Here is an 18,612-nt window from a genome sequence, read left to right on the forward strand (position 1 = left end):
TTTGCTTCCGTCAACACCCTGTGAGGAGTTGATTTCAGCCTCCCTTGTCTTCGTGGCCCGGAGGCCGTTCCGTCAGGGGAGCCGCACATATTAGCGCGGATTCGAAGAACGTCAACACCGTGTGAAGCCGTTCTTTTCCTCCCCCGCCTGGTGTTGCCGGTGTGTACCGGCCGCTCCGTGGCGGGGCGCGCATTGTGCAGCGCGGCGGAGCCTTTGTGAAGGGGCAATCGAAAGTTTTTCGCGCGCCCCGCACTTGACCACTGTGCGGGGCTGGCAGATGTTGGCTTCCACCCCTGATTCCGGATGCAAGCGCCATGCGTCAGCTGTTTATTGCGTTCCTTGTTGCATCCATGTCCCTGCTCACCACTGCATGCGCGAGCTCCAGCGCATGGGTTGAGCTGGCCGGCGAGCGGTTTACGGTGGAAATCGCCGATGACGATGAAGAACGCGCTCGCGGACTGATGTTCCGCGATGAATTGGCCGATGGCCACGGAATGCTGTTCATTCACGAGCGCGAGGAGCGCCAGGCGTACTGGATGAAGAACACGCGGATCGCGCTCGACATCCTGTACTTCGATGCAGCGCTGCGGCTGGTCTCCCAGCAGCGCGATGTCCCGCCCTGCTCCGCGGGCGACCGCTGCCCGCCCTACCCGAGCCGCAAGCCTGCGCGCTATGTACTCGAGCTCAACGCCGGCGAGGCACGGCGCATGAACCTGGAGGATGGCGCGGTGCTGCGCCTGGGCCCCGGCGTCGGCACGGCGCCCTGAGCGCCGATCAGACGACCATCATCTCGAAGTCATCCTTGGTGACGCCGCAATCCGGGCACGTCCAGGTGTCCGGCACGTCGTCCCAGCGCGTGCCCGCGGCGATGCCTTCTTCGGGGATTCCGATCGCTTCGTCATAGATGAACCCGCACACCACACACATCCAGGTGCGGTAGGCGGTCTGCGTGGCGACTTCGTTCATCGGATAATGCGCTTGGCTGGAGGAATCCGGCATTGTCCCACCGGCGACCTGCGACAGGAAGCCGCGCCACGGCGCCAGCCGTGTACCGGAGTAGCGCATTGCGAGGCCTCTACCTCATCACACCCGACGACAACGACACGCCGCGACTGCTTGCGCGCGTCGCCGCCGTCCTGCCCGGTGCCGCCCTGCTGCAATACCGCAACAAGGGCGCCGATGCGCCGTTGCGACATGAACAGGCCGCTGCGCTTCTGCAGCTGTGCCGGCGCGTCGGCGTTCCGCTGCTGGTCAACGACGACTGGCGCCTCGCCGCCGACATCGGCGCGGATGGCGCACACCTCGGCAGTGGCGACGGTGCAATCTGCGAGGCGCGCGCCGCGCTTGGGGCAGGCGCCATCCTCGGCGCTTCCTGCTACGGGCAGCTCGCGCGCGCCGAGGCCGCAGCGGCGGCAGGTGCCAGCTACGTCGCCTTCGGCGCATTCTTCCCGTCGGCGACCAAGCCCGAGGCGCCCCGCGCCGACCCCGCAGTGCTGGCGGCCGCCGCCACGCTGGGCCTGCCGCGCGCCGCTATCGGTGGCATCACGCCGGACAATGCGCAGCTGCTGGTCGACGCCGGCGCGGACCTGCTCGCGGTGATCTGCGCGGTGTTCGATGCCGCCGATCCCGTTTCCGCCGCCCAGCGCCTGCGCGCCTGCTTCCAACCCGCGCGCAGCGCCGACAGCGGCCACGCACCCACATCGCCACGTTTCCAGACAAGGACCCCATGATGAAGACCGACCGTTCCCACGCCCTGTTCACCCGCGCCCGCGCACTGATGCCCGGCGGCGTGAACTCGCCGGTGCGCGCGTTCCGCTCGGTTGGCGGCGAGCCGTTCTTCGCCGCGCGCGCCGAAGGCGCGTACATCGAGGACGTCGATGGCAACCGCTACATCGACTATGTCGGCTCGTGGGGCCCGATGGTGGTCGGCCACAACCATCCCGCCGTGCTGGACGCCGTGGTGCGCACCGCGCGCGACGGCCTGTCGTTCGGCGTGCCCAATGCCCTTGAAGTCACCATGGCCGAGACGCTGACCCGCCTGGTGCCGTCGATGGACATGGTGCGCATGGTCAACTCGGGCACCGAGGCGACGCTGTCGGCCATCCGCCTGGCACGCGGCGCCACCGGGCGCGGGCGGATCGTGAAGTTCGAGGGCTGCTACCACGGCCATGGCGACTCGTTCCTGGTGAAGGCCGGCAGCGGCGCGCTGACCCTCGGCGTACCGGACTCACCGGGCGTGCCCAAGGCGCTGGCCGATCTCACGCTCACCCTGCCCTACAACGACTTCGACGCCGCCACCGCGCTGTTCGACGCCTGTGGCGACGAGATCGCGGGCCTGATCGTGGAGCCGGTGGTCGGCAATGCCAACTGCCTGCCGCCGCGCCCGGGGTTCCTGCAGCACCTGCGCACGCTGTGCACGCGGCACGGCACTGTGCTGATCTTCGACGAGGTGATGACCGGCTTCCGCGTCGCCCTCGGCGGCGCGCAGGCGCGTTACGGCGTGGTCCCGGATCTAAGCACCTTCGGCAAGGTGATCGGCGGCGGCATGCCGGTCGGTGCCTACGGCGGACGCCGCGACCTGATGGAGCTGATCGCGCCGGCCGGGCCGGTCTACCAGGCCGGCACGCTGAGCGGAAACCCGGTGGCGATGGCTGCGGGCCTTGCGATGCTCGGACTCGTGCAGGCGCCCGGTTTCCACGATGAACTCGAGCGTCGCACCAACCTGCTGTGCGACGGGCTCGAATCCGCGGCGCACGATGCCGGCGTGGCGTTCACCACGCAGCGGGTCGGCGGCATGTTCGGGATGTTCTTCAGCAGCGAACAGGTCGACACCTACGCGCAGGCCATGGCCTGCGACCGCGAGGCGTTCAACCGTTTCTTCCACGCCATGCTCGAACGTGGCGTCTATCTGGCACCGTCGGCGTTCGAGGCCGGCTTCATGTCCGGTGCGCACGACGACACGGTGGTCGCGGCGACGATTGCCGCGGCGCGCGAGGCATTCGCCGTCGCCAAGGGCTGAGTCGAGGCGGGGAACGCCGGCTGCACAGGCCGGCGCCCGCACGGATGCCATCGCCAGGCACCCAATATTCCGGGCGCCCGGCGCGCCCGATCTTCAAGGCACGTGGAACTCGCGCAGCGCCGCACCGAGCCGCTGCAGCCCATCCGCCACTTCTTCGTCGCTGATGTTCAATGCCGGCACGAAGCGCAGCACGTCGGGGCCGGCCTGCAGCAGCAGCAGGCCATGCGCGGCGGCGTGGTCGAGGATCTCGCCGGCGCGCCCGGCAAACGCCGGTGCCAGCACCGCGCCCAGCATCAGACCGCGGCCGCGGATGGCCGCGAACAGGCCACGTCCATCGTCAAGCGCGGCCAGCCCTGCACGCAGCGCCAGCGACTGCCGTTCGACATTGGCGGCAATTTCGGCAGACGCCAGCTTGCGCAGCGCCACCCGCGCCACGGCCGCGGCCAGTGGATTGCCGCCAAAGGTGGTGCCGTGGTCGCCGAATTGCATCGCCGCGGCCACCTTGCCGCCAGCCAGCATCGCGCCAACCGGAAACCCGCCGCCCAGCGCCTTGGCCAGGGTGACGATGTCCGGGACCACATGGTCCTGCCAATGCGCGAACAGCGCGCCGGTGCGGCCCATGCCGCACTGGATCTCGTCGAGCACCAGCAGCGCGTCGTGGCGGTCGCACAGCGCGCGCACCGCCTGCAGGAAGCCGGGGGCGGCCGGCATCACCCCGCCCTCGCCCTGGATCGGTTCCAGCAGCACCGCCGCCACGTCACCGCCGGCCATGGCCGACTCCAGCTGCGCGACGTCGTTGAAATCCACGTAGCGGAACCCGCCCGGCAACGGCTCGTAGCCCGCCTGGTACTTCGGCTGCGCGGTGGCGGTGACCGCGGCCAGCGTGCGTCCGTGGAAACTGCCGCGGAAGCTGACGATCACGCGCCGGTCGGGCGCCCGCCCCCGGGCGCTGGCCCACTTGCGCACCAGCTTGATCGCCGCCTCGTTGGCCTCGGCGCCGGAATTGCACAGGAACACGCGCTCGGCGAAGCGCGAGGCCTCCACCAGCTCCTGCGCCAGGCGCAGCGGCGGCTCGCTGTGGAAGACATTGCTGGTGTGCCAGAGCTTGCCGGCCTGCTCGACCAGCGCGGCGACCAGGTCGGGATCGTTGTGGCCGAGGCCACACACGGCGATGCCGGCGGCGAAATCCACGTAGTCGCGGCCGTCGCGGTCCCAGAGTCGCGCGCCCTGGCCACGCTCCAGCACCACCTGACGCTGGCGGTAGACCGGCAGGTAGTGGCGATCGCCTAGGGCGATCAGGTCGTGGGACGCGGTGGTAGCGGTGTCGTGCGCCATGGCGGTCAGTCCAGGAACAGGTCGGGCAGCAGCGGCTGCGAAGGGTCGGAGGCGTAGCTGTCGAAGCCGGTGGTGCCCGCCTCGCGCAGCACCTCCTCGTCGATCAGGAACCGGCCGTGGAAGCCACGCGCCTCGCGCACCAGCACCGCGTGCGCGGCGTCGGCCACGATTTCCGGGCTGCGGCCATTCGCCAGCTCCACGCCGGGAATCATGTTCAAGGCATCGGTGGCGATGATCGTCTTCGGCCACAAGGCATTCACCGCCACGCCCTGCGGGCCGAATTCGGCGGCAAGGCCGAGGGTGACGAAACTCATGCCCATCTTGGCCAGGGTGTAGCCGGTGTGCGGACCCCACCATTTCGGGTCCAGCGACGGCGGCGGCGCCAGCGTCAGGATGTGCGGGTTTGGCGCCTCGAGCAGGTACGGCAGGCAGGCCTGCGCGCACAGGAAGCTGCCGCGGGCATTGACCTGCTGCATCAGGTCGAAGCGCTTCATCGGCGTATCCAGCGCGCCGCGCAGCCAGATCGCGCTGGCGTTGTTCACCAGGATGTCGATGCCGCCGAAGGTGTCGACCGTGGCCGCGACCGCGGCGCGCACCTGGTCCTCCTCGCGGATGTCGCATTTGAGCGCCAGCGCCTGGCCGCCTGCGGCGGTGACCGCAGCCGCGGCGGTATGGATGGTGCCGGGAAGGCGCGGGTTGGCGACATCGGACTTGGCGGCGATGGCGATGTTGGCGCCGTCGCGCGCGGCGCGCAGCGCGATCGCCAGGCCGATGCCGCGCGAGGCGCCAGTGATGAACAGGGTTTTTCCGGCGAGGGTGTGCATGCGGGGTCTCGTTGCTGCGGGTGGATCAAGGCTTGGGGCCCTGGCCTTCGTTGTCTTCCCACTTGAGGAGCCTGCGGGTGACAAAGCGGTACACCGGCTTGCCGCTGGCGAACCAGGCGTCGCGCAGCCAGGAGGTGCGCTTCAGCACGCGCCGCTCCACGGGCGTGATCCGGTCGGGGCAATAGGTGCGCTTGTGCTTGAGGAGGTGGCGCAGGTCCTCGCGCGCCAGCAGGCGCATCCAGCGCGAGCGCGGCGCGCCGCGCACGGCGAGCTGGAAATCGATCACCGCGGGCGTGCCGTCGGCGCGCACCAGCCAGTTGGCTTCCTTGGCCAGGTCGTTGTGGGCCACGCCGTGGCGGTGCAGCGCCTGCAGCAGGCGGCGCGCGCGACGGAAGTACGCGAGGTCACCGCGCGGCGGGCGCTGGTACATTGCCGCGCCATCCATGAAGCTGCGATCGAGCATGCGGCCGTCCCAGCCCAGCAGCTGCGGCACCGCATCCATTCCGGCCACGGCCAGGAGGCCTCGAGCTTCGCGCCGCGCAAGCCACCACGCCGGCAGGCGCAGCCACGCGGGCACGTGGCGCAGGTCGCGGCGAACGAAACAGCCAGCCGCGCCCCGCATCAATGCGATGCGGCCGAAGCTGTCGGCCTTGAGGGCCTGGATCTCGATGGCGTCACGGCGGTCCATGAACGCATTGTAGGCGGCGCGACCGTCGTCGCCGGCTGCCATAATGCCGCCGGTGACTGCCTGGTTCGACAGCATCGTGTCCTGGATCGGCACCCACCCCGTCGCCGCGGGCTGGGTGATCTTCGCCATCGCGTTCTGCGACGCGGTGATCGTGCTCGGCGCCATCGTGCCGGCGCTGCCGCTGATGTTCGCGATCGGCGTGCTGATCGGCCTCGGCGAGATCTCCGGCCCCTACGCGGTGGCCTGCGCGGCCCTCGGCGCGTTCATCGGTGATGGCACCAGCTTCTGGATCGGACGCCGATGGGGCCCGCAGCTGCGCACGGTGTGGCCGTTCCGCAAGTATCCGCAGCTGCTCGACCGCGGCGAACAGCTGTTCCGGCGCAACGCCATCAAATCGATCTTCATCGCGCGCTACGTCGGCCCGGTGCGGCCGTTCGTGCCCGCGATCGCCGGCATGGCGCACATGGCGCTGCGGCGCTACATCCCGGCAAGCGCGGTCGCCGCCGCCAGCTGGGCGCTTCTGTTCCTGATCCCGGGCTGGCTGCTGGGCGAAGCCTATGACGCGGTGGCCGCGGTGGCCGACCGCCTGGCAATCGTGATCGGCGCCCTGCTGGTGGCCATCGCCGCCGCCTGGGCGGGCGTGCTCTACACCTATCGCTGGTTCGCCCGCCATGCCGATTCGCTGCTGGCGCGCGCGCTGCGCTGGACCAGCGCGCACCCGCGCCTGGGGCGCTATGCCGTGGCACTGATCTCGCCGCAGCGGCCCGAATCCGCATCGCTGGCGCTGCTCGCCGCCTGCCTGCTGGCGATCGGCGTCGCCTGGTTCGCGCTGCTGGCCACGATGCTGGCGCGCGGCGGGCCGCTGCTGCTGGACCTGCGCGTGCATGACGCGATGTATGCGCTGCGCAATCCACTGGCCGACCGGCTGATGGCGGGGCTCGCGTCGATCGGCGATCCGTCGGTGCTGGTGTGGCCGGTGGGGCTGGTGACGCTGTGGCTGCTGTGGCGGCGGCGCTGGATGGCCGCCACCCACTGGATGGCGGCGCTGGCCTTCGGCCTCGCCCTGACCGCAGCGCTGGAAGCGGCGATCGACATGCCGCGGCCGCCGACCGCGCTCAGCGGCTTCGGCTTTCCGTCGGTGGGCCTGACCATGGCGACCATCACCTTCGGCTTCTTCGCGGTGCTGATCGCGCGCGAGCTGCCCGGGCGGCAGCGGGTGTGGCCGTACCTTGTGTCCGGCGCGGTGGTCGCGGTGCTCGGTTTCGCACGCCTGTACCTCGGTGCGCACTGGCTGACCGACCTGGTCGGCGGCATGCTGCTGGGCATCGTGTGGCTGCTGGTGCTCGGCATCGCCTACCGCCGCCACGTGGCGCGCTCGTTCTGGATGCGGCCGCTGGCGGCGCTGTTCTACGGCGCGTTCATGGTGTCCGCCCTGTGGCACGCGCCGCGCGCGGTCGATCCGCTGCTGGCCAAGTTCGCGCCCTTGCAGGCGCCGGCCACGCTCGACGCCACCGCCTGGTGGCAGGCCGACTGGGCCACGCTGCCGTCGCAGCGCAAGGAACGCGATGCCAGCCAGCGCTGGCCGCTGGACGTGCAGGTGGCCGGTCCGCTGGCCCCGGTGACTGCGCGGCTGCGCGCGCGCGGATGGGAAATACAGGACCAGGCCGACTGGAAGGACACCCTGCGCCTGCTCGACGACGACACCGCGCCACACGCGCAGAAAGTGTTGCCCGCGACCTATGACGCGCTGGCGGAGTCGCTGCTCATGCGGCGCAGGGTCGGTCCCGACCGGCTGCAGGTGTTGCGCCTGTGGCGCGCACCGCGGCAATTCGTGGACGGCACGCCGCTATGGATCGGCACCACGCAGACGCTGGCCTACGTGCGGCCGTTCGACCTGTTCGGGCTGTGGCTGCCCGAGGCGTATGACGGCGTGGCCTACCAGCGCGTGCGCGCCGACCTGGCCGGTTTCGACACGCGCGAAAACGACCGCCCCGACTCGCTGCAGCCGGTGCTGCGGTTGCGCAGCTTCACGCGCCGCCCGGCGGCGGCCGCGCCAGAGCAGCCGCGCTAGCCGATCACCGCCAGCAGCGCGTCGAGCCGCGCGTGCGGATCATCGAGCTGCAGCAGTGCCAGCCGCTGCGCTTCGTCCATCGGCAGCATCTCCGCCAGCCGCCAGCCCACCCACGCCGCGTCGTCGAACCGGGCGTTGCCGGGAGCCGGATTGCCCACCTTGTCCACGATCCGTTCGATCAACGTCGCCAGCAATGCGTGTTCGGGCCGCAGCCGCGGCGACACCGCGGCATCGGCGAGCCATTCGACGTCGGCAACCACGAGGCCGTTGTCGCGCACATCGCTGCGCGCCACGCGGAAACGGCGCGCGCCACGGACTGACAGGGTCAACAGGCCATCGTCACCGGTGCCGAAATCCTCGATCAGCGCCTCGGTTCCGTAGGTGGCGGGCGTGGCCGGGGCACCCGCTTCGCCGCCTTCCATGATCAGGCAGATGCCGAAGCCTTCGCCGCTGCGTCCGCACTCGCGGACCAGGTCGAGGTAGCGCGGCTCGAAGATGCGCAGGCCGAGCGCGGCGCCGGGAACCAGCACCGCCTGCAGCGGGAACAAGGGGAGCACGTGCAAGCCATCCATGCAGCGCAGTTTAACCGCCGCCGCGTGCAGGCCGCGCTAAGCGCGACCAGCGCTGGCATTGCCGCGCGCGTCGACTATCGCGCGCGCAGGGCGTCGAGGAAGCGGCGCGGCGCGGCGTCGAAGCCGCCGTTGGACATGAAGACCACGTGGTCGCCCGCATGCGCCAGCGTCGCCAGGCGCGACAGCAGCGCATCGGCATCGGCCACCGCGTGCCCTTCCCCGCGCAGCGCCGCGACCACGCCGCCGGCATCCCAGGCCAGCTCCGGCCGGTGCAGGAACACCACGGCGTCGGCGTCGTCGAGCGATGGCGCCAGCGCCGCCGCGTGCGCGCCGAGTCGCATCGAATTGCTGCGCGGCTCCATGGCCACCACGATCCGGCCGCCGCCGACGCGCGCGCGCAGGCCTGCCAGGGTGGTGGCGATGGCCGTGGGATGGTGTGCGAAGTCGTCGTACACGCTCACGCCGTCGGCCTCGCCCAGCAGCTCCATGCGCCGCTTCACGCTGCGGAACGCGGCAAGCGACGGCAGCACGCCCGGCACGTCCACGCCCACCGCGTCGCAGCTGGCAAGCGCCGCCAGTGCGTTCATCACGTTGTGGCGGCCGAGGAGTGGCCAGTGCACTTCGCCGACGTCGGCACCATTGCGCATGACCACGAACGCGCTGCCGTCGCTGGCCAGCAGGCGCGCGCTCCAGTCGAAGGGAATGCCATCGACCGCCGCGGCCGCGTCCAGCCCGAAGCGCACCACCGGCGTCCAGCATCCCATCGCCAGCACCTCGGCCAGGCGCGCATCTTCGCCGTTGACCACCAGGCGCCCGTGTCCCGGCACGGTGCGCACCAGGTGGTGGAACTGGCGCTGGATCGCCGCCACGTCCGGGAAGATGTCGGCGTGGTCGAACTCGAGGTTGTTGAGGATCGCCACCCGCGGGCGGTAGTGCACGAACTTCGAACGCTTGTCGAAGAACGCGGTGTCGTATTCGTCGGCCTCGACCACGAACAGCGGCCGTTCCCCCGCGCCTGCGGCGCCCACTCCGGTACCCCCGAGCCGCGCCGACACGCCGAAATCCTCCGCCACGCCGCCGATCAGGAAACCGGGCGCGCGCCCGGCCGCTTCCAGCAGGTGCGCCAGGATCGTGGTGGTGGTGGTCTTGCCGTGCGTGCCCGCGACCGCCAGCGTGTCGCGGCCCGGCAGCACGTTCTCGCGCAGCCATTCGGCGCCGGACGTGTACGACAGCCCGGCGTCGAGCACGTGTTCCACCGCCGCATTGCCGCGCGACAGCGCGTTGCCGATGACCACCTGGTCGCAGCCGGCGGAGATGTTGGACGGCGCGTAGCCCTGGCTGAGCGCGATGCCGAGCTGCTCCAGCTGGGTGGACATGGGCGGATACACCGCCTGGTCGCTGCCCTCGACCTCGTGGCCGAGTTCGCGTGCCAGGGCGGCCACGCCGCCCATGAAGGTGCCGGCGATGCCGAGGATATGCAGCTTCACGTGGCTCAGCCGACCGGATGCGACGGCGCGATCGCCTCGAGGATGCGGTTGAAGACGTCGTCCAGGCCGCCCACGCCGTCCACCACCGTGAGCTGGCCGTGCTGCCGGTAGAACTCGATCACCGGCGCGGTCTGCTCGTCGTACACCGTCAGGCGCTTGCGCACCGACTCCGGGTTGTCGTCGGAGCGGCCTTCGGCCTGGGCACGGCCAGCGAGGCGCTCGATCAGGAGTTCGTTGTCGACCTCGAGCTGCACGGCGGCGTCCATCGGCTGGCCGATGCGCACCAGCAGCGCGTCGAGCGCCGCGGCCTGCGCCAGGTTGCGCGGGTAGCCGTCGAGGATGAAGCCGTGATGGGTGTCGGCACGCGAGAAGCGATCCTCCAGCATGCCAAGCAGGATCTCGTCGGACACCAGGTCGCCGCGCGCCATGACCTCCTTGGCCTGCATGCCCAACGGGCTGCCCGCGGCCACTTCGGCCCGCAGCAGGTCGCCGGTGGAGATGTGGGGGACCTGCAAGTGGTCCTTCAGGCGCGCGGCCTGTGTCCCCTTGCCGGAACCCGGCGCACCAAGAAGTACCAGTCGCATCGATTGCTCCATGAACGTACAGGGCGTGGACCGGGCGCGGCGTAGAATCCGGCAGCCGCGGCGACGACCGCGCCAGCTTACCGTATCCGGGCCCCCCGCCCGAACCCCCAGAACGGAATCCACGATGTCCAAAGGTACCCTGCTCTACGCACAGTCCGGTGGCGTGACCGCCGTCATCAATGCCACCGCCTCGGCCGTGATCACCGAGGCCCGCGCGCGCAAGGTGCGCGTGCTGGCCGCCCGCAACGGCATCCTCGGCGCCCTGCGCGAGGATCTGATCGACACCGCGAAGGAGCCGGCGGCCGCGATCCGCGCCTTGGCGCATACCCCGGGCGGCGCCTTCGGCTCCTGCCGCTACAAGTTGAAGTCGCTCGACGCCGACCGCGCCAAGTACGAGCGCCTGCTCGACGTGCTGCGCGCCCACGACGTGCGCTGGTTCCTCTACAACGGCGGCAACGATTCCGCCGACACCGCCAACAAGGTCTCGCAGCTGGCCCGCGAATTCGACTATCCGCTGACCTGCATCGGCGTGCCCAAGACCGTCGACAACGACCTGGTGGTGACCGACTGCTGCCCCGGCTTCGGCTCGGCGGCCAAGTACACCGCGGTCTCGGTGCGCGAGGCGGCGCTGGACGTGGCGGCGATGGCCGACACCTCCACCAAGGTGTTCGTATACGAGGCCATGGGTCGCCACGCGGGCTGGCTTGCGGCCGCGGCCGGCCTGGCCGGCACTGGGCCCGATGATGCCCCGCACCTGATCCTGTTCCCGGAGCGCCCGTACGATGAGGCCGACTTCCTGGCCCGCGTGCAAAAAGTGGTCGACCGCGTGGGTCATTGCGTGGTGGTGGCCAGCGAAGGCATCCGCACCGCCGACGGCACCTTCGTCGCCGATGCCGGCGGCGGCAAGGATTCCTTCGGCCACACCCAGCTCGGCGGCGTGGCCTCGTACCTGGCGGGGCGGGTCAAGGACAGCCTCGGCCTGAAAGTGCACTGGACCCTGCCCGACTACCTGCAACGCTCGGCGCGCCACATCGCCTCCAAGACCGACCTCGACCAGGCGATGGCCGTCGGCAAGGCGGCGGTGCGCTTCGCACTGGAAGGCCGCAACGCGACCATGCCGGCGATCATCCGCACGTCCGACTCGCCCTATCGCTGGAAGATCGAACCCGCCCCCCTGGACCGGATCGCAAACCGCGAGAAGACCATGCCGAAGGGCTTCATCCGTCGCGACGGCCACGGCATCACGGCCGCCGCGCGCGCCTATCTGGAGCCGCTGATCCGCGGCGAGGCGTACCCGCCCTACGGCCGCGACGGCATTCCGAAGTACGTGACGCTGAAGAACGTGGCGGTGGCGAAGAAGCTGGCGGCCTGGGAGGGCTGAGCCCGCTTCCGGGTCAGCCGCCGCAGGCCTTCCCCTCAACCGACATCGCGGCGGCGAACATCGGCACTGCCGCGGTCTTGCCGGCCGCGGCGGCCTGCTTCGACTCTTCCAGGTAGATCCGCGACTGTCCCTGGCCGTCGAGCTTCTGCGTCTGGTCCACCGGCTTGCGCCACACGCGCACCACCGCCTGCTGCGTGGGGCAGCCCGTGCTGGCAACGCGGATCAGGTCGTTGAACTTCCAGCCCGTGGCCACTGAAGGCTTCGCCTTCGCGGCGTCGACGAAGCGCGCACGCGGCTGGCAGTTGGCACTCGTGCGCACAACGGCAAAGCGGTATGGCTCGGCGGCATCGCCGGTGAACACGCCTTCAATGCGCGCGCAGGCTTCGGGGATCTGGCGCAGCGTGTGCGCCGCGCCGATCGCCTGTGGCGCAATCGCACTGCGGGTGATTTCGGGCACCGGATCGGCGGCGCGGCCGGGAGCAGCCGCGAGTGCGGTAGAGGACGTGGCGGCGGCGGCACCGGCGAGCAGCACGGTCAGGGCGATGCGCATGGCGTCACTCCGATGGAACGGGGGGGAACGCAGGCTGGCACGCGGCGGCTGAATCGATCCTCCACGCTTGTCCTGCTGCCGGCCAGCCGGCCTGCCAGCCGCGCTGCGGCGCGGCAATACGCGGTGATAACCCTGTGCCATAGTCGGGCGGTTGCGTTTCGCGACCACACCCTGGGGAGGGTTTCATGCTCGAGCAGCAAGCTTTGTGGCTGGCGCTGGTCTGCGCCGGTCTGGCAATCATCTACGGCATTCTTTCCGCGCGCTGGATCCTGGCGCGGCCCGCGGGCAACGAACGCATGCAGCAGATCGCGGCCGCGATCCAGGAAGGCGCGGGTGCGTACCTGCGGCGCCAGTACGCCACCATCGCCATGGTGGGCGTGGTGCTGTTCCTGGTGATCGGCTTCGTGCCGGCGCTGGGTTGGGCGACCGCGATCGGCTTCGCCATCGGCGCGCTGCTTTCGGGCCTGGCCGGCTTCATCGGCATGTTTGTCTCGGTGCGCGCCAACGTGCGCACCACGCAGGCGGCCACGGTCAGCCTCAATGACGCGCTCGCGGTGAGCTTCCGCGGCGGCGCGGTGACCGGCATGCTGGTGGTGGGCCTGGGCCTGCTCGGCGTGGCCGGGTACTTCATGCATGTGATCGGCCAGAGCCGCGACGAAGTCGCGGTGATCGCCGCGCTGCAGCCGATGATCGGCCTGGCGTTCGGCGCCTCGCTGATCTCGATCTTCGCGCGTCTCGGCGGCGGCATCTTCACCAAGGGCGCCGACGTCGGTGCGGACCTGGTGGGCAAGGTCGAAGCGGGCATCCCCGAGGACGACCCGCGCAACCCGGCGGTGATCGCCGACAACGTCGGCGACAACGTCGGTGACTGCGCCGGCATGGCCGCGGACCTGTTCGAGACCTACGCGGTGACCATCATCGCCTCGATGCTGGTCGCCGGCATCGCCTTCACCACCTACGGCTGGGCCGGCGTGGTGTATCCGCTGGTGCTGGGCGCGGCGTCGATCGTCGCCTCGATCATCGGCACGTTCTTCGTCAAGGTGCGGGCGGGCGGCAAGATCATGAACGCGCTGTACCGCGGGCTCGCGGTCTCCGGCGTGCTGGCGGCGATCGCGTTCTGGTTCATCACCGCCGACATGTTCGATCCCGCGCTGGCGCTGCCATTGTTCTGGTGCGCGATCGTCGGCCTGGTGCTGACCGGGCTGCTGGTGGTGATCACCGAGTACTACACCGCCACCGAATACGCGCCTGTGCGCGATGTCGCCAGGGCTTCCGAGACCGGACACGGCACCAACGTGATCGCCGGCCTGGCGGTATCGATGAAGTCGACCGCGGCACCGGTGATCGTGGTCGCGGCGGCGATCTGGACCTGCTACCAGCTGGCGGGCCTCTACGGCCTGGCCGTGGCCGCCACCGCGATGCTGTCGATGGCGGGCATGATCGTGGCGCTGGACGCCTACGGCCCGATCACCGACAACGCCGGCGGCATCGCGGAGATGAGCGGCCTGCCGCCCGAGATCCGCGTGACCACCGACGCGCTGGACGCCGTGGGCAACACCACCAAGGCGGTGACCAAGGGCTACGCGATCGGCTCCGCAGGCCTGGCCGCGCTGGTGCTGTTCGCCGACTACGCGCACAAGCTGCAGCTGTCGGGCACGGCCACCAACTTCTCCATCGAGAACCCGAACGTGGTCATCGGCCTGCTGATCGGCGGCATGATCCCGTACCTGTTCGGCGCGATGGCGATGCAGGCCGTCGGCCGCGCGGCGGGTGCGGTGGTCGAGGAAGTCCGCCGCCAGTTCCGCGAGATCCCCGGCATCATGGAAGGCACCGGCAAGCCGCAGTACGACCGCGCGGTGGACCTGCTCACGCGCTCGGCGATCAGGGAGATGATCATTCCCTCGCTGCTGCCGCTGGCCATCCCGGTGATCGTCGGCCTCACGCTCGGCGCCGACGCGCTGGGCGGCCTGCTGATGGGCACCATCGTGACCGGCCTGTTCCTGGCGATCTCGATGTGCACCGGCGGCGGCGCCTGGGACAACGCCAAGAAGTACATCGAGGAAGGCCACCACGGCGGCAAGGGCTCGGAAGCGCACAAGGCCGCGGTCACCGGCGACACCGTCGGCGATCCCTACAAGGACACCGCCGGCCCGGCCATCAACCCGCTGATCAAGGTGACCAACATCGTCGCCCTGCTGCTGGTGCCGCTGCTGTAGGCGAAACTGCGGTGACGTGAAGCGAAAAGGCGGCCCCGGGCCGCCTTTTCCTTTGCCGGGCCGCTGCGCCGCGGTCAGTCGACCGCGAACCCGCCGTCGGCCAGCACGTACCACGGCGTGCACAGCATCTCCTGCGCATCCACCACCGCGAACGACGCCTGCCACGCGTCGGCGTCGCCACCGCTGGCGAGCTTGCTGCGATCCACGCTGCGGTCGTCGGCCCGGTAATCCTTGTCGTTGAACGGTGCCACGCCGAGGCACCAGCGCACGCGTTCCACGCCCACCGTGAGCGACAGGTCGAAGTCGAACGCGCCGTCCAGCGCCTCGCCCTTGCCGAGCCGCGCCGCAAGCGGCACCGGCGGCACGGTCGGCGCGGGATCCGGCAATGCCCGCGCGGCATGATCGAGCGAAAGGTCGCCGCCCTCCTGGGTAAAGCGCGGCATCGCGATCGCGCCACTTTCCAAGCGCCCGGTCAGCACCGCATGGCGGTCGCCGCGGTCGAAAACCGCCAGCGGTCCGTCGCCGGTGTTGGTCACCCGATAACGCACGGCGAAGCGCTCGCCGACCGGATCGAACGCGACTTCCAGGCGTGCGTGCTCCCCGTCGACCGCGGTGCGGGCCGGCCTGTCCTCTTCATGCATCTGCGGTGTCTCCGGTTGCGCCTGCGACGGCTGCGGAAGCGTTGAAAGCATGGCCGCCGCGATGGCGATGGGCAACGCATGGCGCGCGCGGAAGATCGAACTCATGGAAGTTGGCCTGCCTGGATGGAAGCGGAAAAGACAGCATGGCGCAAACGCTGGCAGCCCGCGATGAACGCAGGCTGCCGGGTCATGTGCGCTGGCGGGAGCGACTGATCAGAGCGCGTAGCTCGGTCGGTCCGGCAGGCCGAGCTCTTCGCGGAACCCGTTCTCGGTCAGGTGATCGGGATTGCTGGTGGTGGCCGGGGTGGACGGATCACCATCGAAGTCGAAGGGAGCGGCACTGGTCTCCAGGCCCACGGCCTGGCGCTCGGCATTGGGCACGCGGCCGGAGTCAGGGCCCTGGCCGCGGTAGGTACCGGGCTGGAAGGTCCCGTTCACGCCGTTGTAGGCATGCGACATCTCGTGGAACAGCACCACCACGGGTGCGGGGAAGGCATCCATGTGGAACGACGGGTTGTAGCTGATGTCGACGTTGCCGCCGGCCCCGGCGCGCCCGTTGCGGATGTCGGCGTCACGGCTGAAGGTCTGCGCGTAGCCGTTCTGCTCGTTGGCCAGTTCCTTGATGGTCACGGTGTTGCCCTTGGCGTCGGCGGCCTTGTCGAACTCGGCCAGCATCTGCTGGCCGACCGGCGACGCGCGCAGGAAGTCGATCTCGGACTGGATGCGCTGTACGAACGCCTCCGAGCCCTCGATCCGGATCGTGCTGCCGGCGTTGGCGTCGATGGCGACATTGAGCACGGTCGGCGTGGCACGGGTGGCGGCGTTCACCAGGTCACCGACTTCGGCATGCACCACGGTGTTGTCGCCGGCGTTGTCGATGACGTCGTCGCCGGCGCCGGCATAGACGCGGCTCGCACCGTCGCCGACGGTGATTCGATCATTGCCGGTGCCGCCGGACAGGATGTCGCTCACGCCTCCGCCCCTGATGCTGTCGTTGCCGGCACCTCCCTCGATGAAGTTGGTGCCGCGGCCCGCGGTGACCTGGTCGTCGCCGTCGCCGCCGTGGACGATGTTCACCCCGTCGCCGCCGGTGATGGTGTCGTTGCCACTGTTGCCGAACACATCGTCGCGGCCGGCGCCGCTGCTGATCACGTCGTCGCCGGCGCCGCCGTCGATGCGGTCGTCGCCGGCACCGGTGGTGATGGTGTCGTTGCCGTCGCCGCCTTCGATCACGATGTTGACCTGAACGTTCGACGCCACCTCGATCACGTCGTCACCCGCGCCGGCGCGGATGGTCAGCTCCTGTCCCTGGCCGAGGCGGACCTCGTAGCTCTCCCCGTTGACCTGCACGTCGAGCGTGCCGTCGTCGCGCTGCTTCACCCCCACCTTGTCGTCGCCGGCGCCGGTGGTGAACACCAGCTGGTCGCTGCTGACGTAGCCGTCCGCATTGGTGCGTTCGCGGGCGATCGAGACCTGCCCGTCCTTGTGCAGCGGATCGACCAGGATGGGCTTTCCGTCCGGCGTGCTGCGCTGGCTGCGCTCGCCGCTGTTGGTGGCGGTGCCGTCGACCTCGACCGCCTGCTGCTCCGCTTTGTCCGGGCTTTCGGCGACAACGTCGTTGCCGTCCAGGTCGCTCGCGCGCGGCGCCGATGCCTCGCTGCCGTGGGCCTCGGGGCGGTGATCGTGGCCGTTCGGGTCCGCCGGGTTGTTCCAGTAGCCCGCGCGGTCGAGGTGGGCGGCGGCGCTGGCGCCTGGATCGAACTTGGCGGACTGGATGGTCATGGACAGGCTCGCTTGCTTGGGGGATACGGGAGCGTATGTTTAAGCCCGGCAACCCCTCCGACCAAGCTGGGGCGTACCCCACCTCGGGTCGGCCCGGCCCCATTCAGCGCCGGCGACAGCTTTTGGTGCATCGCAGCAGCGGCGCGTAGAATCAGCGGTTTCCCCCACGGCCGGGCGCCTGCCCCGCCGACCCACCACTGGAGCCACCATGGGCCTGGACCATGTGAAGACCGGCAAGAACCCGCCGGATGAAATCAACGTCATCATCGAGATCCAGAAGGACGCCGAGCCGGTCAAGTACGAGGTCGACAAGGAATCCGGTGCGATCTTCGTCGATCGCGTGCTGTCCACGCCGATGCGCTACCCCTGCAACTACGGCTATGTCCCGCACACGGTCTGCGGTGACGGCGATCCGGCCGACGTGATGGTGATCCTGCCGCTGCCGCTGGTGCCGGGCTCGGTGATCCGCTGCCGCCCGGTGGGCGTGCTGCGGATGGTCGACGAGGCCGGCCAGGACGAAAAAATCCTCGCGGTGCCGGACGCCAAGGTGTTCGCCGGATACGCCCATGTCCAGGACCTCGAGCAGGTGTCCAAGCACTGGCTGGAGCGGATCGGCCACTTCTTCGAGCACTACAAGGATCTCGAGAAGGGCAAGTGGGTGAAGATCGACGGGTGGGGCGACGCGGCCGAGGCCAAGGCGATCCTGCGCGAGGCGATGGCGCGCTACCAGCAGGGCTGAGCCCCGTGGCTCACCGTGAACGCCGCTGGTGGCGGACCACGGTGAGCGCGATGACGCGCCCGACCACGGCGGCGATGTAGCCGACGCCGGCGAACTGCTCGAGCATCGACAGCGCGCGGGCCGAGGCGCCGATCGGGAGCACATCGCCGTTGCCCACGCCCGAGAGCGTGGAGAAGCTCAGGTGCAGCAGCTCGATCCAGCGGCGTGGGCGGTCCGGCTCCACCGCGCCGGTGAAGCCGCCCGGAAACCAGGCCTGGCAGACGATGTAGGCGTAGGCGAAGGCCCAGGCCAGCAGGGTGAACGTGGCGGCGGCGGCGAACAGCTCGTCGGCGCTGATCTCGTGGTCTTCCAGCATGTAGCGGATCAGGCTGCCGGCGGCGTAGAAATACAGCAGTGATTCGAGCACCGCCGACGCGGTGGCGAAGCCCGGCTGCTGCAGCGCGATCGCCAACGCCGACAACACGATCGCCGGGATCGCGAGCGTCCACGCGATCCAGTTGGCCGAATGGCTGCGGCGCACCACCCACACCGCAAGCGGCACCACCACCAGCGCGAGCGCGCCGAATGCGAGGCGACCGTCTCGCGTGTCGTCGATCGCGGGGTACACCAGCAGGCTCAGCAGCTGAGCGGCCAGCAACAGCGCCGAGGGATGGCGACCGGCGAGGGCCGGCCAGCGGGAACGGAGCATTGACGGTATTGCCATGCGGCGTCTCGCGCGCTCCC

The 18,612-nt window shown here is 70.0% G+C and carries 18 protein-coding genes; 7 read left to right on the forward strand and 11 right to left on the reverse strand.

Annotated features, from left to right (window positions below):
* Positions 1-314 precede the first annotated feature (314 nt).
* Positions 315-767, forward strand: coding sequence for a DUF192 domain-containing protein (locus tag JGR64_RS11590; RefSeq protein WP_199373519.1), 453 nt, complete (start codon positions 315-317; stop codon positions 765-767).
* A gap of 7 nt (positions 768-774) precedes the next feature.
* On the opposite strand, the gene JGR64_RS11595 is transcribed toward JGR64_RS11590, so the two are convergent.
* Entirely contained in the window at positions 775-999 is a 225-nt protein-coding gene (locus JGR64_RS11595) for a rubredoxin (protein WP_305067913.1), read from the reverse strand.
* 47 nt (positions 1,000-1,046) lie between these two features.
* Here JGR64_RS11595 and thiE point away from each other — a divergent pair, with 47 nt between their 5' ends.
* Both thiE and hemL read left to right on the forward strand, forming a co-directional pair.
* Positions 1,047-1,730, forward strand: coding sequence for a thiamine phosphate synthase (thiE, locus tag JGR64_RS11600; RefSeq protein WP_199373521.1), 684 nt, complete (start codon positions 1,047-1,049; stop codon positions 1,728-1,730).
* Positions 1,730-3,019 (forward strand): glutamate-1-semialdehyde 2,1-aminomutase, encoded by a 1,290-nt coding sequence (gene hemL, locus JGR64_RS11605; protein ID WP_199373522.1) that lies wholly within the window; start codon positions 1,730-1,732, stop codon positions 3,017-3,019. Before thiE ends, hemL begins: the two co-directional genes overlap by 1 nt.
* 93 nt (positions 3,020-3,112) lie before the next feature.
* Here hemL and JGR64_RS11610 read toward each other — a convergent pair whose 3' ends face one another.
* The 3 genes from JGR64_RS11610 to JGR64_RS11620 are packed head-to-tail and all read right to left on the reverse strand — an operon-like array spanning position 3,113 to position 5,866.
* The gene (locus tag JGR64_RS11610) at positions 3,113-4,354 is read right to left on the reverse strand and encodes an acetylornithine transaminase (RefSeq protein WP_199373523.1); all 1,242 of its coding nucleotides are present in this window, start codon (positions 4,352-4,354) and stop codon (positions 3,113-3,115) included.
* Positions 4,355-4,359: 5 nt separating this feature from the next.
* Entirely contained in the window at positions 4,360-5,178 is an 819-nt protein-coding gene (locus JGR64_RS11615; RefSeq protein WP_199373524.1) for an NAD(P)-dependent oxidoreductase, read from the reverse strand.
* A 25-nt stretch (positions 5,179-5,203) separates the two neighbouring features.
* Positions 5,204-5,866, reverse strand: a complete 663-nt coding sequence (locus JGR64_RS11620) for a serine/threonine protein kinase (protein WP_199373525.1) — start codon at positions 5,864-5,866, stop codon at positions 5,204-5,206.
* 52 nt (positions 5,867-5,918) lie between these two features.
* Here JGR64_RS11620 and JGR64_RS11625 point away from each other — a divergent pair, with 52 nt between their 5' ends.
* Positions 5,919-7,937: a bifunctional DedA family/phosphatase PAP2 family protein gene (locus JGR64_RS11625; protein WP_234446953.1), complete on the forward strand. Its 2,019-nt coding sequence runs from the start codon at positions 5,919-5,921 to the stop codon at positions 7,935-7,937.
* Here JGR64_RS11625 and JGR64_RS11630 read toward each other — a convergent pair.
* The 3 genes from JGR64_RS11630 to JGR64_RS11640 all read right to left on the reverse strand — a co-directional run bounded on the left by JGR64_RS11630 (position 7,934) and on the right by JGR64_RS11640 (position 10,580).
* Positions 7,934-8,494, reverse strand: coding sequence for an LON peptidase substrate-binding domain-containing protein (locus JGR64_RS11630; RefSeq protein ID WP_234446954.1), 561 nt, complete (start codon positions 8,492-8,494; stop codon positions 7,934-7,936). The two genes, JGR64_RS11625 and JGR64_RS11630, sit on opposite strands and share 4 nt — an antisense overlap.
* Before the next feature lie 89 nt (positions 8,495-8,583).
* A complete protein-coding gene (gene mpl, locus JGR64_RS11635; RefSeq protein WP_255529268.1) occupies positions 8,584-10,005 on the reverse strand; it encodes a UDP-N-acetylmuramate:L-alanyl-gamma-D-glutamyl-meso-diaminopimelate ligase in 1,422 nt (473 codons plus the stop codon).
* On the reverse strand, positions 10,002-10,580 hold the full coding sequence (locus tag JGR64_RS11640) for an adenylate kinase (protein WP_199373528.1): 579 nt from the start codon (positions 10,578-10,580) through the stop codon (positions 10,002-10,004). The genes mpl and JGR64_RS11640 overlap by 4 nt, the downstream gene beginning before the upstream one ends.
* Positions 10,581-10,704: 124 nt before the next feature.
* Between JGR64_RS11640 and JGR64_RS11645 the strand changes: the two genes are divergently transcribed.
* Complete coding sequence (locus JGR64_RS11645) at positions 10,705-11,961, forward strand: 6-phosphofructokinase (protein ID WP_199373529.1); 1,257 nt, start codon at positions 10,705-10,707, stop codon at positions 11,959-11,961.
* A gap of 13 nt (positions 11,962-11,974) precedes the next feature.
* Here the strand turns inward: JGR64_RS11645 and JGR64_RS11650 are convergent, their stop codons facing one another.
* The gene (locus JGR64_RS11650; protein WP_343225107.1) at positions 11,975-12,418 is read right to left on the reverse strand and encodes a hypothetical protein; all 444 of its coding nucleotides are present in this window, start codon (positions 12,416-12,418) and stop codon (positions 11,975-11,977) included.
* Between the two features lie 278 nt (positions 12,419-12,696).
* Between JGR64_RS11650 and JGR64_RS11655 the strand changes: the two genes are divergently transcribed.
* Complete coding sequence (locus JGR64_RS11655; RefSeq protein WP_199373530.1) at positions 12,697-14,727, forward strand: sodium-translocating pyrophosphatase; 2,031 nt, start codon at positions 12,697-12,699, stop codon at positions 14,725-14,727.
* Between the two features lie 74 nt (positions 14,728-14,801).
* On the opposite strand, the gene JGR64_RS11660 is transcribed toward JGR64_RS11655, so the two are convergent.
* A complete protein-coding gene (locus JGR64_RS11660; protein ID WP_199373531.1) occupies positions 14,802-15,473 on the reverse strand; it encodes a hypothetical protein in 672 nt (223 codons plus the stop codon).
* Between the two features lie 108 nt (positions 15,474-15,581).
* Positions 15,582-17,150 (reverse strand): M91 family zinc metallopeptidase, encoded by a 1,569-nt coding sequence (locus JGR64_RS11665; protein WP_199373532.1) that lies wholly within the window; start codon positions 17,148-17,150, stop codon positions 15,582-15,584.
* 208 nt (positions 17,151-17,358) lie between these two features.
* Here JGR64_RS11665 and ppa point away from each other — a divergent pair, with 208 nt between their 5' ends.
* Positions 17,359-17,889 carry an inorganic diphosphatase gene (gene ppa / locus JGR64_RS11670; protein ID WP_199373533.1) on the forward strand — a complete coding sequence of 177 codons (531 nt, stop codon included), beginning with the start codon at positions 17,359-17,361 and terminating at the stop codon, positions 17,887-17,889.
* A gap of 10 nt (positions 17,890-17,899) precedes the next feature.
* On the opposite strand, the gene JGR64_RS11675 is transcribed toward ppa, so the two are convergent.
* Entirely contained in the window at positions 17,900-18,577 is a 678-nt protein-coding gene (locus JGR64_RS11675; RefSeq protein WP_233348199.1) for an ion channel, read from the reverse strand.
* Between the last annotated feature and the right edge of the window lie 35 nt (positions 18,578-18,612).

Origin of the sequence: Luteimonas sp. MC1572 (assembly GCF_016615815.1) — a bacterium.
GTDB lineage: Bacteria > Pseudomonadota > Gammaproteobacteria > Xanthomonadales > Xanthomonadaceae > Luteimonas.